Annotated in this window: 10 protein-coding genes; 4 read left to right on the plus strand and 6 right to left on the minus strand. The window is 69.0% G+C overall.

What is annotated here, in order from left to right; translation table 11 throughout:
* Positions 1-247 precede the first annotated feature (247 nt).
* Positions 248-4,921 (minus strand): FtsK/SpoIIIE domain-containing protein, encoded by a 4,674-nt coding sequence (locus tag AB0912_RS07840; RefSeq protein WP_366697078.1) that lies wholly within the window; start codon positions 4,919-4,921, stop codon positions 248-250.
* A 416-nt stretch (positions 4,922-5,337) separates the two neighbouring features.
* Between AB0912_RS07840 and AB0912_RS07845 the strand changes: the two genes are divergently transcribed.
* The 4 genes from AB0912_RS07845 to AB0912_RS07860 all read left to right on the plus strand — a co-directional run bounded on the left by AB0912_RS07845 (position 5,338) and on the right by AB0912_RS07860 (position 8,132).
* Positions 5,338-5,562: a WXG100 family type VII secretion target gene (locus tag AB0912_RS07845; protein WP_366697079.1), complete on the plus strand. Its 225-nt coding sequence runs from the start codon at positions 5,338-5,340 to the stop codon at positions 5,560-5,562.
* 136 nt (positions 5,563-5,698) lie between these two features.
* The gene (locus AB0912_RS07850; RefSeq protein ID WP_366697080.1) at positions 5,699-6,019 is read left to right on the plus strand and encodes a hypothetical protein; all 321 of its coding nucleotides are present in this window, start codon (positions 5,699-5,701) and stop codon (positions 6,017-6,019) included.
* A 2-nt stretch (positions 6,020-6,021) separates the two neighbouring features.
* Positions 6,022-7,422, plus strand: a complete 1,401-nt coding sequence (locus tag AB0912_RS07855) for a putative T7SS-secreted protein (protein WP_366697081.1) — start codon at positions 6,022-6,024, stop codon at positions 7,420-7,422.
* 47 nt (positions 7,423-7,469) lie between these two features.
* A complete protein-coding gene (locus tag AB0912_RS07860) occupies positions 7,470-8,132 on the plus strand; it encodes a hypothetical protein (protein WP_366697082.1) in 663 nt (220 codons plus the stop codon).
* A 484-nt stretch (positions 8,133-8,616) separates the two neighbouring features.
* Here the strand turns inward: AB0912_RS07860 and AB0912_RS07865 are convergent, their stop codons facing one another.
* The 5 genes from AB0912_RS07865 to AB0912_RS07885 form a co-directional block, all read right to left on the minus strand.
* Positions 8,617-9,483 (minus strand): hypothetical protein, encoded by an 867-nt coding sequence (locus AB0912_RS07865; protein WP_366697083.1) that lies wholly within the window; start codon positions 9,481-9,483, stop codon positions 8,617-8,619.
* 129 nt (positions 9,484-9,612) lie between these two features.
* Complete coding sequence (locus AB0912_RS07870) at positions 9,613-10,530, minus strand: hypothetical protein (RefSeq protein ID WP_366697084.1); 918 nt, start codon at positions 10,528-10,530, stop codon at positions 9,613-9,615.
* Positions 10,531-11,357: 827 nt separating this feature from the next.
* Positions 11,358-12,020 (minus strand): hypothetical protein, encoded by a 663-nt coding sequence (locus tag AB0912_RS07875; RefSeq protein WP_366697085.1) that lies wholly within the window; start codon positions 12,018-12,020, stop codon positions 11,358-11,360.
* Between the two features lie 25 nt (positions 12,021-12,045).
* Positions 12,046-12,942, minus strand: a complete 897-nt coding sequence (locus AB0912_RS07880; protein WP_366697086.1) for a hypothetical protein — start codon at positions 12,940-12,942, stop codon at positions 12,046-12,048.
* Positions 12,943-12,954: 12 nt separating this feature from the next.
* Positions 12,955-14,235, minus strand: a complete 1,281-nt coding sequence (locus AB0912_RS07885; RefSeq protein WP_366697087.1) for an enoyl-CoA hydratase/isomerase family protein — start codon at positions 14,233-14,235, stop codon at positions 12,955-12,957.
* Positions 14,236-14,238 lie beyond the last annotated feature (3 nt).

A 14,238-nucleotide genomic window follows, 5' to 3' on the forward strand; every position in this document is an offset into this window, starting at 1 on the left:
ACACGGGCCCCCGAACACGGGCCCCCGAACACGGGCCCCCGAACACGGGCCCCCGAACACGGGCCCCCGAACACGGGCCCCCGAACACGGGCCCCGAACACGGGCCTCAGAGCACCGGCCCTCACGTCATGCGCGGGAGCGTGACCCGGCGATGGCCGCCGTGCCGGTCAGCAGCACGAGACAGCCGGACCACCACTGCCCGCCGGACGCCCGCTTCTCTCCGCCCCTCGGGGATGCCGGCGCGGGGTCACATCGGTGTGGTGACGGTGAGGGGTTCGCCGTCGCCGAGGTGCAGCAGGCCCTTGCCGGGGGCGACCGGGCCGCCGACCATGCTGCGGTTGGTCCGGATGCCGATCAGTTCGCCCGCCGAGGAGTCCTGCGGGGACAGCAGGATGCCGCGGCGGCCCTTCTTCATCTCGACCTGCCAGCCGGAGAACCCGCTGCACACGTCCTCCTCGTCACCGGCGATGACCAGGCCGAGGCCGCGTTCGGCGCCGCGCTGCACGATCCGCTTGAAGACCGTCTCCGCGTCGCAGTCCTCCAGCACCTCGCCGTCGTCGACCAGGACCACGACCGGTTCCTCGCGCGACGCCGAGTCGATGGCCTCGCGCAGGTCGTCGCTCTCGATGTCATCCTCGTCGAACACCTTCAACACGCCGTCCTGGCCGTCCAGTTCACGCAGCGGGGACGGCCGGGGCGCCGCGATCACCAGCCGGACGCCCTGGGCCAGATAGGAGCGGGCCAGGTTCAGCAGCGTCGTACTGCGGCCCGACTTGGCCGGGCCCGCGATCACGAACGTCGGCACGCCCTGGGACAGGTCCGGGCCGAAGCCCATGATGTCGTCGCCGCCGATGCCCACCAGCCCCCACAGCCTGGAGCGGGCGGCGTCCGGGTCGCGCATCTCCCAGGCGTCGGCGAAACTGATCCGGGTCGGCAGCACGTCCACGCGGAACGGGCGCCTCTCGCGCGGCAGTTGGGCGTCCCGGGCGGCGGCCTCCTCGCCGATCGCGGCGAGCGCGGCGGCCTGCCCCTGTCCGGTCGCGTCCTCGGTGAGCAGCGCGAACTGCGTCTCCGTGCCGTGCTCGTTGCGGTAGCCGCGGCCCGGCGGGATCTCCTCAGGGATCTTGCGCGCGTTGATGCCGATGAGCGAGAAGTCGGAGCGGTCCGCGAGCCGCAGACCGTACTTGTCCTCGGTGAGCGAGCCGATCCGGGTGGAGAGGATCTGCCGGTCGCCCGTCATCACCATGTGCAGGCCGACGCTCGCGCCCTCGCGCATCATCGCGGTCAACTGGTCGGTGAGGTCACCGTGGTCGTACTCGCCGAGGGTCGGCAGCCAGCCCTCCCAGCGGTCCAGCAGCACCACGATGTGCGGCAGCCGCTCCTCGGCCGGTACGGCGGCCCGCTGCTCGCCGATGTCCGCGAACCCCTTGTCTGCCAACAGGTCCTGCCTGCGCGTCAGTTCACCCTTGAGGCGGGCGATGAGGCGGACCACGCGCTCCGTCTGGTTGCGGCCCACGACGGCGCCGCAGTGCGGCAGCCGGGTCAGCGCGTTGAGCGCGCCGTTGCCGCAGTCGATGCCGTACAGGTGGACGTCCGCCGCCGAGTGGGTGCGGGCCAGCGAGCCCGCGATCGTGCGCAGGATCTGCGAGCGGCCACTGCGCGGGGCGCCGCCGATGAGCAGGTGCCCGAAGGAGGCGAAGTCCACGACGACCGGCCGGCGGGCCTGGTCGGCGGGCAGGTCCTCCACCCCGTACGGGGCGGGCGGCAGCTTGCCGGGGCCGCCGGCGAACGCGGGCACCGGGATCTCGTCCAGCAGCAGCGTCTCGGAGAGCGCGGGCAGCCAGGGGCTGTGCTGCCGCGGGATGCCGAGCGCCCGGTTGGCGTCGCGGACCGCGTCGACCAGCACCTTCAGGTCGGTGATCTCCTCCTCCTCGCGCTGCTCGGCCTTCGGCCTGACCAGCGCGGCCCGCCCCAGGTCCTCCCAGGTCAGCGGCCCGGCCCAGGGGGCGAGCGCCGCCGGATCGGCCGCGCCGGGCCGCCGGCCGCCGACGCGGCCCGACTGGAACGGCACCAGCGAGGCGTGCCCGAGCCGGACGTAGGCCCGGCCCGGGGTGCTCTTGGAGATGTGCCCGGCCTCGGGGGAGTCGATGACGTCGCTGGACTCGCCGCCGTCGGTCACCCGCAGCGCGATCCGCAGGTTGGTGTTGGCCCGGATCTCCGGCGAGACGACACCGCTCGGCCGCTGGGTGGCGAGCAGCAGGTGGATGCCGAGCGAACGGCCCCGCTGGGCGATGTTGACCAGACCCGTCACGAAGTCGGGCAGGTCGCGCACCATGGAGGCGAACTCGTCGATGACGATGAGGAGTCGGGGCACCGGAGCGTGCGAGGGATCACGGCGTACGAGATCCTGGTAGTCCTCGATGTCCTTGGCGTCGGCCGCGGCGAGGATGTGCTCGCGCCGCTTCAGCTCCGCGCCCAGCGACTCCAGGGCGCGTTCCACGAGATGGGCGTCGAGGTCGGTCACCATGCCGACGGTGTGCGGGAGTTTGACGCAGTCCTTGAACGCCGAGCCGCCCTTGTAGTCGACGAGCACGAAGGTCATGTTCTCCGGGGTGTTGGCCACCGCCAGTGACGCCACGATGGTCTGGAGCAGCTCCGACTTGCCGGAGCCCGTCGTACCGGCGATCAGGCCGTGCGGCCCGTCCCGCCGCATGTCGATGCCGAACGGGCCGTCGTACGACTCGCCGATGACCGCCATGGTCGACTGGCCGCCCAGCCGCCAGCGCGCGGTGATCGCCTCGCTCGTCGGCGGCTCCAACTGGAGCACGTCCAGCAGGCGGCTGGCCGCGGGCAGCGCCGAGTCCTCGGTCTCCCCGCTGATGTCGCGCAGCGGGGACAGGGCGCGCGCGAGGCGTCCGCACCAGGCGGCCGACACGAAGTCCGGGCGGACGTTCCGCACCCGCGCGATGCCCGTCTGCTGTACCCGCAGCCGCAGTTGGAGGGGTTTGCCGGTGCCGTCGGCGGAGTCGTCCCGCTCGGTGGCGTGCCAGGCGTGGAAGGAGGGGAAGGCGGGCAAGGCGGGGAAACCGCCGGGCGCCGCAGGTGTGGCCGGTGTGGCTGGTGCGGCCGGCACGGCGCCGGATGCCTGCCGCCCGACTGCCGCGTGCTCCTCGGGCTTCGGCTCCGCGATCACGATGGCCTGGCACTCGCCGGGCAGGAACCGCTCCTCGGAGTCCAGGCAGATCGCGTACATCGACATGGCCGGGCCCTCGCGCAGCAGCCGCACCACACCCGGCATGGACCGCAGCCGGCGCGAGCCGTCCCATACGACGATGATGTCGGGGTCGCTGAAGGAGGCCTTGTTGCCGTTCGCCCGGGCAGCCTTCTGGCGGGCGTCGAGGAGCTGGGTCAGCTCGCCGATGCGGGCGCCGACGGTCTCGGCGTCCGTGCCGATGAGCACGTTGGCGTCCTGCGCTCCGGCCGGCCGGCTGTGCGGCAGCCAGCGCACCCAGTCCCAGTCGTCCCGGCCGCCGCTCTCCGTCAGCACGTAGAACTGGACGTCCAGCGGGCTGTGCAGCGCGGCGGTCTGCGCGACGGCCCAACGCCCCAGCGCCCGCGCCGAGTCACCGGGCCCGGCGATACCGACGACCCCGCGCTCCACCAGCGGCAGGGCGACCGGCGCGTCCTCGATGGTCCAGGTCACCTGGCGCTTGTGATCGTCCTGCTCCGGGTCGTCCAGGACGACCTCGGAGGGCATCTGGCCGGTGCCGACGCGCAGCAGCAGGTGGTCGGCGTCGGTGCGGCGGCGCTCCCACAGGCGGGTGCGCGGCCCGGTGCCCAGGGACAGCACGGTCGCCGGGTCGGGTATCGCCTCACGCCGGTCGAGCCGCTCGGCGGCCAGCGCCTCCTGGGCGTCCTTCTCGATCCGCTCCTTGTGCTCCTTGTACTCCTTGACCTGCTTCGCGTGGGACGTACGCCCCTGCTTCTTGTCCATGAAGTAGTTGCCGAGCATGATGAGCGGGCTCAGCAGCGCCATGATCATGTAGTACCAGCGCCCGAAGACCATCACCATGACGACGGCACTGACCAGCGGTGTCAGCGCCATCAGCCAGGGCAACGGCCGTGCCTCGTAGTCCCGTACGGGACTCGGCAGCCGGAACTTCGTCTCCCGCTCCGGCGGAAGCAGCCGCGGCGGCCGGTTGTAGTCGAGCCCGGCCCCGTCGTCCGACCACTTGAGGGCGGCGTTCGGGGGCGTGTAACGGTCCAGCTGGAGAAGGGTGTTGCCGACGGCGACCTGACTGCCGAGGGGCCAGGAGCCGCCGTCGAGCGAGCCGAAGTCCTCTCCGTCGAGCCGGACCCGGCCCTGCGTACGGGAGCGTCCGTTCGTACCGGAGTCTTCCGTCGCGCCGGAGTCGTCCTTCTCCTTCTCGCCGTGGACGTCGAGTCGGCAGGTGCCGTCGCTGGCGACGGACAACGTCAGTGCGCGGGACGGGAGTTCGGGATCGTCGACGCGGATGTACGAGGCGGGGCCGCTGCCGATGTCGTAGCGGCCGATGCCGAGCCGGTGCACGGCGCCCGCGGCGGGACCGCCGGCCACCCGCAGCTCGACCAGCCCGGTCGGCTCGCCGGGCAGGCACCCGGCGGGATCGTGCAGGCTGACGACGGCGCCCTCGCGCAGCGGTGAGGTGCCGATGGTCGCGGCGGGGTCGACGGGGTAGCCGTCGACGTAGGCGACCGGCGCGCCGCCGCCCGCCCCGCCCGGGTGCTGCCCGATCGGGATGATCTGCGCGCCGCCGCCGTAACCGACCTGCTCGGCCAGCTCCTTGGCGATGTCCCCCACCGAGGACTCCGGATCCGCGTCCAGTACGACGTCGGCGGTGGCCCCGCCGAGCGGATCGACGACGGTCAGAGTGAGCCGCACGCTCGTCCTCCCCCAGACACCCGAGGCCGCTTCCGGAACGCGGGCCACAGTGTCCCCGACGATATCCGCTTACCCCTTCCCGCAGGCAACGGGCGTTGTGAGGGAACGACGAAGGCACCCCCGAGCCCGCCCGGCAGCCGCCCGGCGCGCCCCCGCCCGCCCAGCGCCGGTGCCCGGCCGCTCGGCCCTCCCTCTGGTGCGGGCTCGTGACAGAACCGGGGTGTGCTGCTGCAAGCGTCGTAGTTAAGCTGCTTGCTCAACGCGGACGATCGCATCATCCGCACCAGGAGCCACGGGGGTTGGCCCTGCGGCGAGTTGAGTATGGAGGACGCCACATGGCCGGCGGCAAAGACGCTGACATCACTTACGACAAGATGCGGCACGCTGCTAAGCGACTGGGCCACGAGAAGGAAAAGATGGAGGACAAGCTCCACGGCCTCGACAGCTACATCGACGGCCTCGTCGCCGACGGCTACACCACGTCCAAGGGCTCCCAGGCCTTCGACGACTCCTTCAAGGAATTCACGAAGGGCATGAAGGACACGCTGGAGGGCCTCAAGGGAATGGCCAAGTTCCTCGAGGACGCGGCGAAGGCGTACGAGGACCTTGATGACCAGCTGGCCAAGGGTGTGAAGGGCTGAGGTGTGAAGGGCTGAGGGTTCCCTCGGGCCATTGCGACCGCGTACGACGGGACGCCGGGCGTCCCGTCGTACGGGTGGCTTCCGTCGTTTCCGACGGATCCACGGCATCTCGACAGCGCGGCACGACGGGGGCGTCATGGGCGGCGGAAGTGATCACACCCGGCTCGATCTGGATGTGATCAGGGAGATGGGAACCGGCCTCGGCAAGGTCAAGAAGGCGTTCGACGGTCTGGACAAGTTGGGCGACCAGTACGAGGGCGACTTCGGCAATACCGCGTTGGCCGACAAGTTCGCCGATTTCGCCGAGAACTGGGAGATCAGCCGCGAGAAGCTGACGGGTGAGATCGACACTCTCGCGCAGATCGCGAAGGCCGCCGCGAAGGCGTACGAGGACGTCGATCATCAGCTGGCCGAGGCGATCCGTGGTGCTCAGGACCCCAAGCGGAAGGGGAACTGACGATGCCGGGCCGCCCGCGCGACTGGCATCCGGTCGCCGACAGCGATCCCATACCCGGCGATCCGGACCGCATGGCCGCTCTCGGGCGGCAATTGCGGAAGACCGCCGAGGAGCTGGACCGGCAGATCCGGAACCTCAAAGCCGTGGCCGACGTCGATGCCTGGGACAGCCAAGCGGGCAAGGAGTTCCGCGAGAAGGCCAAGGGCAACGTCAGGAAACTCGAAGCCGCCTTCAAACGGTACGACACCGCGGCCACCGCCATCGGCTCCGAAGTCGTCGAAACCGGCGGCAGTTATCAGGACAAGCTGCACGCTTCGCCCCGTGACTACGCGTCTGACCTGAACCGCGCCCAGGAGATCGCCGATGCGGCCCTCAAGGACGCGAAGGAAGCCGACGAGCGCAGAGGCGCGGCTCAACGGAGCCTCGACGGGATGCCGGGCAAGGGTGGGAGCAAGGACGCGGCTGACCGGGCCAAGGACGACAAGACCCGCAGTGACCTGGAGGACCAGCGCGACTCCGCCGGCGACGAGATCGCCGCGGCCCGGGAGAAGATCGCCGCCGCCAGGAAGATCCGGGACGACGCGGCCAGGCGGGCCCGCGACTCCATCGACGCCGTCATCAATCACGACTCCCTGAAGGACGGTTTCTGGGACACCCTGGTCAAGGACATCGCGGACGTCACCGGCCGCATCGCCACGTGGTGCGGCATCCTCTCGCTCGTGGTCGGATGGATTCCGGTGATCGGACAGGCCTTGGCCGGAGTTCTGGGTGCCATAGCCATGATCGCCACGTTGGCCAACTTCGCGGCGACCTTCGTGCAGGTGCTTCAGGGCAACGCGGAGTGGATGGACCTTGGGCTTGCCGCGCTCGGATTCCTCATGATGGGTGTCGGCAAGGGTTTCTCGAAGATCGCGGGCAAGTTCGCCAAGGGCGCGCTCGGCAAGCTCGGAAGGGCCGGTGCGGCGAGAACCGTCCGCCAGGTGAGCCGCGCGAACAAGAACCTCCGGCGTGCTTCCGGAAAGTCCTTCAAGCTGGGCAAGGGTGACGTCTGGAAATCCCTCAAGGAGCCGTTCACCGAGCCGTTCTCCGCGAGTTCCTGGAGCGGCAACCTCAAGGCCCTCAAGCCCGGCGGCGGCAACTATTCCAAGGCCGGGAACGAACTTTCCGCCCGGGGCGGCGGCAACCTCTTCAAAGGCGTTGGGAAATCCTTCTCCATCGCGGACCCCGGTGTGGCATCCGACCTCAAGTCGATCAAATTGGGCACTTCGGCGCTGAGCGGGCAGTTCGACTCCAATGCCCTCAACAAGATCTCCAGGACAGCCGGCCGCCTGGGGGTCGTCGGCAGTGGGATTACGCTGGGCGGCCTTGCCCTGGACGGCAATCTCGACCCACTCCTCGAGTGATTCACCCCCCCACCACCACCACCGCGCCCTCGCGTGAAAGGAACGATGTGACCGCACCGGACGAGCCTGCTCCCCTGGCCGAGGATTTCGAGTGCCGCCTCGAGTTCCAGCCCGGATGGATCGACCTGACACTCCGCGAGGGGACCAGGGCCGAGGCGAAGGCACTGGCCACCCAGGTCGTGAACAGCCTGAACCCGCTGGGGCTCGAAGTCGAGAAGAGCGCCGTCTTCGACGACATGGTCGAACGCGCGGTCGACCTCAACGAGGACATCCCGACGCTCGCGGCGGCCTACTACACCGAAAGCGGTGAGGCCCTCGCCAACCTGATGGTCGACTCGTACGGTGACGAGGGTGTGGAGCGTCCTACGCGCGAGGATTTCCGGCCCGTCCTCCTGGAGTGGGCGAACGGGGAGATCGCGGGCGAGCCGCGGGTCGAGTATCTGGACCTGCCCGCCGGTCCCGCTGTGCGCGTACAGGCGATGCTGCGGGTGAAGCGGATGTTCGGCTTCGGCCGAAAGCTCACCGAGTTCATCAGGTACGCCGTTCTGCCGCCGGGCATGAAGAGCCTCATCGTGGTGACGGTCACCTGGGAGGCGATCGCCCGGACGGAGGACATCGCCGAGCTTGCCGACGAAGCAGTGCGGACGCTGCGGATCACGCCGCTCGCTCCGGGAGACGGCGTACCGGCCGCCACGGGAGAGACCGAATGAAGCGGGCCGGGGAATTCACCTCTCCTCCCCAGGACTACCACGTCGTCGTTCCGGACGGCTGGTTCCAGCTCGCCCTTGATCCCGACGAGCGCGACCGGGCCATCATCGCCCTCGCCGACCGTACGTTCCGCGGTGTCGACAACGCGCCGCACCTCCGGGACCAGCTCATGCGGGACCTCCAGCGCAAGGCGAAGGAGGCCTACCAGGTGGGTGGCATCGAGCTTTATCTCTCCACGCTCACGATCGGGCCCGTGCCGCTGGCGTCCTCCCTCCTTGTCAGCCTGCCCGCCCCGGGCGAGTGGCCGGAATGCTCGGACGCCGACGAACTGGCGGAGTACCTGGCAGACGGCGATGTCGGGGCGGACGCCGAACTCGGCGTGGTGGAGCTGGAGATGGGCGGGGGCGCCGTGCGACACCGCGAACGGAAGGCTGCCGACCCGCGGGCGCAGATGGGGAACACTCTCCCCACGACGGCCCTCACTTACTACGTCAGGGTTCCCGCGTCGAAGCGTTGGCTCCTGCTCGACTTCTCAACTCCCGTCGACCCACTGGCCGACCGCATGGTGGAACTGTTCGACGCGGTGGCAGGGACGCTGTACTGGGAGTGAGCGACCGGGGGCGACGTGACGCGGGGTGGATGGCCCTCGGAGCGCCGGCCTGGTGTGAGGTCCTCCGGGGCCGTCAAAGGGAGAGGGTTCTCCAGGGCAGGGGTGACGTTGTTGCGGCAGTTGCTGTTCCACCCCGCGAGCCGGCACCAGGACCCGTCGGTGAACGTGATGGTGAAGTCCGTGCCGTACCTGCAGAAGTCCTTCCGTGCCGCAGCGGCGATGCTTGATCGCGCGGTCTCCCAGAGGATCTGGTCGGCCGGGTCGTCCTCGTTGTCCTGCAGTCCGAGGACGAGGACGCGGCGGTCCGTGACGACCATGTGCGTACGGTCGGCCTCAGGGCGCCTGCCTGGATCGAGCTGCCAAGGAAGGGTCCGGGCGAGGGTGCCCGGCGCCGCGCACATGACGGGGAAGTCCTCGACCTCGTCGGCCGGGTCCTCCGGTGTGCCGAGCCGGGCGGCACTGCCCGTGCTGCCCGAGCCGGCAAGGGATTCGAGGACGCCGAGGGTCGCCACGAGAAGCAGACCCGCTCCGAACTTCCCGCCCTTGCGCAGCCGTCGGTCGTTCTTGCCGCGGGCGGTGAAGCGTGGTCCCTCCGGCCAGCCCGGCAGGTCGTCCTGGATGTCCCTCCGCTCGGTGTCCCGGAACCAGCGCATGTCTGCCACGGGAATGGCAGCGCCGGTGGCGAAGTTCACCGCGGACCGCGCGATCAGTGTCTCGTTCGCGTCAGGTTGCCAGATCGTCATCAGTGCCGAGCCTTGGTGTGGGGTGTGGGGTGTGGGGTGTGGGGTGTGGGGTGTGGGGTGTGGGGTGTGCCGGGGGGCGCCGGTTTCACGGCTGTGCTGTTGGGACTTCTTGAATGAGGGGGATGGGCTTCAGAGATCTGCCGGGAGGTAGTCCTCGGGTCGGACTTCCCTGCCTTCGGCATCGATCAGAGTGTTTGTCTCCGACGCGCCGAAGTAGGCGTCCAGATCGTCCGGCAGAAGGAACTCCACGCGGTAATTGCCCCCCGGCGGGCGGCTGATGATGGGCTCGACGCCGATAGGAGGCCGCACCTCGGCGGCGTACGCGTCGACCGCGGCCCGCTGTGCCGTGGTCAGCGCTTCCCGGGCGATCAGTTCGGTCGGCAACAGATAGCGGATCAGGCGATCCCGGACGAAACTGCTCAGCCTGCACCACGAGCCGTCGGTGAAGGTGACCTTGAAATCGTGTCCGGTCTTGAAGTTCTTCCGCTCTACGCGGCTTATGGCCGAGCGCGGTACTTCCCAGAGGACCTCGTCCTCGATTTTCTTCAAGTCCTTCTTGTGGAAGGGGAATCCGACGATGAGGAGCCGACGGTCGGTGAGGATCGCGTGCGTGCGGTAGCGCTTCTCGTTTGACCGGCCGGGGTCGAGTTGCCAGGGCAGGGTGCGGGCGATGGCCCCGGGCGCCGCCCAGATGACGGGGAAGTCGTATACCTCGTCGTCTGGGTCGTCCGGGGTGTCGGAGCCCGAGCCGGGGATGTTGGTCCCGGTGACGTTCCCTCCCGCCGCACTGAGTACGGCCATGATGGCGACTCCCACGACCATGGCCAGCGCCTTGACCGTATTCCGCGCGGCCGAGTGGACCCCCGACCGGGCGGTGTAGGACGGTCCTTCGGGCCATCCGGTCAACTCCCCCTGTATGTCGCGCCGCTCCGGGTCACGAAACCACCGCTTGCCTCTGACCCGCACGGCGGCTCCGGTGGCGAAGGCGACGGGGGCACGGGCGAGGAGAGTCTCGCCTGATGGGGGCTGCCAGGTGTGTGTGCTCACGAGGGTCCTTTTGCGTCCTTGTGCTGTCCTTGTGCGTCCTCAGGGGACGGTGGATCTCCGGGCGGGGTGGTCACGGGGATCTTCGTTCCGCTCAGAGGTCGCCTGGTTTGAATTTCACGCTTTCGCCGTTCGGGCCCATGATTCTGATCCCCGGGTCAGTGCCCCGGCGCGGATTCGGCTCGGGCTCGGTGGCCACCTCGATCGTGAAGTTTCCACTGGGGCGCTTCGTGACCACGGACTGGAGTGCGCCGCGTTGTTCGCGATGTGGTCGCGGTCGGTCTGCCAGAGCACTTCGTCCTGGGCGGTGTCGTCGTCGGCAAGGCCGATCACGAGCACGCGGCGGTCGGTGACGACGATGTGCGTGCGGTAGTTCTCCGGGCAGCGGCTCGGGTCGAGCTGCCAGGGGAGCGTACGGGCGAGCGTGCCGGGCGCCGCCCACATGACCGGGAAGTCGTCGATCTCGTTCTCGCGGTCGCGCGAGCGGCCGTTGCCCGCTCCCGGCGGATGCCAGGGCCTCCACCACGGCCAGTACGGCGAGAAGGGCGAGCCGAGCGCCGAACGCCCCGAACGCGCGGGCCCGCCGCTCGGACTTCGAGAGAACGGTGAAGGCCGGACCGTCCGGCCATCCGACCAGCTCGCTCTGGATGTCGTTGCGCTGGGTGTCGCGGAACCAGCGCATGCCGGCGACGGCCCTGTCCGAGCCGGTCGCGAACCGGCCCGGGGTCCGGGCCAGGAGGGTTTCACCGGGGGAGGGGTGCCACGGGGTCATCCGAGTCGCGCGGTCAGCCTTGGTAGCGGGGCAGCCGAGTCGGCCGGGTTGGCCGGTGTCATGATGCCGGGCCAGAGGTGTCGGCGGCGGGGTCGCGGAACGACAACGTACGGAGAATGGCGATCAGCAGATCGCAGAACTCACCCCAGTACTCGGTGGACGCGGTGTCCAGTGTGAACACCGCCGTGTAGGGGCCTGTCGGGAACGGCACCTGCACCTGGATCTGCCCGGTGAGGAGACGCTCCTCGGCACCACTGGCGGTGATCTCCGGCGACAGTGTCACCTCTCGCATGGTCACGCACGAAACCGCCGGACCGCAGGGCAGATCGAGCCACCGGGCATCTCGGTGTAGATCACTGCCGAGCGCGGTGAGGATACCGTGGGCCGCGATCTCGGGGTCGCTCTGCCGTGTCTCCACGGCGGCCACCGTCAGAGCACACTGGACGACACCCCCCTCGTCGGTGGAGAAAAGGCCCATCGCCGAGTACGAGACCCCGGTGTGCGCCAATTGCTCGGAGAGAGCGGCGTAGTACGGAGCCGCCGGGTTCCACAGTGCCTCGTCGCCCCGGGAGTACAGTTCGCGCACGAACGACTCGGCGAGGGCGGCGCGATCCTCAGGGGTCGCCGCCAGCGGAAGGCTGAAGAAGCCCTCGGGGGTGGTGAAGGAGAGCGGCGGCACGTCGTCGAGTACGGACAAGGTGGGTGTGACGTGGGTGGACACAGGAGTGTTCGGATTCCCTTCCGGTCTAGATGTCGCCCTTTTGGAAATGGGCGTTCTCGCCGTCGGGATTCATGAGTTTGAAGGCGGCGCTGCCGACACCGTAGGTGGGGTCCACTCGATCGTCGAACTGGTAGGTGACGTAGACGTTGCCGCTCGGTCGTCTGTAGAGCAGCAGCGTTCCTCCAGCATCCTTGCCTTCGAGGAGTTCCCGCACGGCTCGCTGTTGGCCCGGGGTGAGGTCGTCCGGAGTCATCAAATGAAGTGGGTTCTCCAGCGAACGGGTGGCGTCATCACGACAGTTGGTGTTCCAACCGGCCAGCCGGCACCAGGATCCATCGGTGAACACGATGGTGAAGTCCGTGTCGTATCGGCTGAACTCCTTCCGGGTGGCGGAGGCGATGTTCGACCGCTCGGTCTCCCAGAGAATCTGGTCCGCGGGATCGCCCTTGCCGTCCCGCAGGCCGAGGATCAGCACCCGCCGATCCGTCACGACGAGATGCGTGCGGTTCGTCTTGGGGCGCCGGGCAGGGTCCAGTTGCCAAGGAAGCGTGCGAGCAAGGGTGTTCGGTGCCGCCCACATGACCGGGAAGTCCTCGACCTCGTTCTCCGGCTCATCGGGAGACCCCAGCGTCGCCGCGTTTCCTGTGCTTCCCGAGCCTGCTAGCGATTCGAGAACGCCGAGTGTCGCCACGAGCAGTACGCCCGCTCCGAACTTCGCTCCCTTGCGCAGCCGGCGGTCGCTCTCACCGCGGGCGATGAAGCGGGGGCCCTCCGGCCAGCCTCTCAGCTCGTCCTGGATGTCCCTGCGCTCGGTGTCGCGGAACCAGCGCATGTTCGCCACGGGAGTGGCCGCACCGGTGGCGAATCCCACCGCGACTCGCGCGATCAGTGTCTCGTTGGCGTCGGGAAGCCAAAGCGTCATCGGTGTCGAGCCTCAATGTGCGGTCGCGGATTGGTGGAGGCGGTCGCCGGGATCGGTCGAATCGCCATGGTGCAGTCCGATACTGATCCCCTTGGGCAGGACCTTGCCTGCGACGTCGATTCCTCTGCCGAGTTTGCTCAACGGATCAACGGTGAACCTCTCCCCGAGCAGAGCCGCCCCCTTGGTTCCCAGCCACTGCCCCTGGTGGTATCCGGCTTCGGCAAGGCCGGCCAGCCGATTCATCGTCCCGCTCTCGCTGCTGAGCAAGGCGATATTCTTGGCCGCACCTCCCAGAACGATCTTCCTTCCCAGCAGACCGACGCCACCTTCGACGGCGGACGCCATTTTCCCGGTAGCGAGAAAGTTGAAGGACGAGTCGATGGGGGAGATGGCGAAGCCCTTGCCGAATTCGGCGATCCGTTCACCGGCCACGGCCCTGCTGGCCACCTTCGCCCCCTTGCCGAACATCCCGATACCGGGAAGGAGGCCCATTGCATCGGTGCCCATCGTCAGCCAGCTCACGTCCGCGCCGCCCGCCATGGCGACTCCGTGCGTCAGCAGGGCAAGTCCGCTGGTCAGGAGGGCTGCGGCGCCGAAGATGGCTCCGAGGGGTTCGAACGGCAGGGTGATGATGGCGAGGACGCCCAGCACTGTGGTGATGTCACTGAGAACGTCACCGATCTCCTTGATCAGGTCGGCATGGTCCGCGACCCAGTCCGCGGTTCCGTTCCATGCGTCCGCGATGCCGTCCCCGAGGCGGTCCCAGAAGCCGGGCTCGTCCGGGGCGATGTCCGCCGCCTTGTCGAGGTCCTTGCTGATCAGGCCAGCGGCCTTCTTGTAGCGGTCTTCGAGGTCGTGGACCTTGGCGATGACGGCGTCGACCTGGCCCGAGGCCTTGCCGAGTTCGTCGCTGCCCTTGCCGTCACCCTTCTGGTCCGCCTTGCGCTGGGCCTCGGCCTGCGCGTCGAGCTTGTCTCCCGCTTCCTTCTCCAGCCGGTCGGCTTCCTCCTGGAAGTCGCCCAGTTGCCCGGACCAGCGGTGCAGGGCGCGCGCAGCCTTGTCGAAGGAGTCGTGGCTCTTCTTGATCAGTGGGGTCACATCGGTGGAGATGTGCTCGCTGAACGCGATTGCGGTCTTGCCCTTCCAGGCGCCCACCTCAATTTGTTGCAGCTCGCGCAGCGCCGTGCCCAACTCGGTTGCCAGTCCGCCGAGTTTCTTGGCGAGTTCACGGGTCTGTTCTACGTCGCCGGGAGCCGGGTCCCAGCCTATGTGGGGGAAGGAAGGCCGTCCCATCGC

The sequence above is a fragment of the Streptomyces sp. NPDC007084 genome (genome assembly GCF_040703595.1).
GTDB lineage: Bacteria > Actinomycetota > Actinomycetes > Streptomycetales > Streptomycetaceae > Streptomyces.

What these genes read in the sequence shown, in the direction of transcription:
- AB0912_RS07885 (WP_366697087.1), bottom strand. Translation starts at nt 14,235, where the DNA reads ATGGGACGGCCTTCCTTCCCCCACATAGGCTGGGACCCGGCTCCCGGC.
- AB0912_RS07845 (WP_366697079.1), top strand. Translation starts at nt 5,338, where the DNA reads ATGGAGGACAAGCTCCACGGCCTCGACAGCTACATCGACGGCCTCGTC.
- AB0912_RS07865 (WP_366697083.1), bottom strand. Translation starts at nt 9,483, where the DNA reads ATGACGATCTGGCAACCTGACGCGAACGAGACACTGATCGCGCGGTCC.
- AB0912_RS07880 (WP_366697086.1), bottom strand. Translation starts at nt 12,942, where the DNA reads ATGACGCTTTGGCTTCCCGACGCCAACGAGACACTGATCGCGCGAGTC.
- AB0912_RS07855 (WP_366697081.1), top strand. Translation starts at nt 6,022, where the DNA reads ATGCCGGGCCGCCCGCGCGACTGGCATCCGGTCGCCGACAGCGATCCC.
- AB0912_RS07850 (WP_366697080.1), top strand. Translation starts at nt 5,699, where the DNA reads ATGGGCGGCGGAAGTGATCACACCCGGCTCGATCTGGATGTGATCAGG.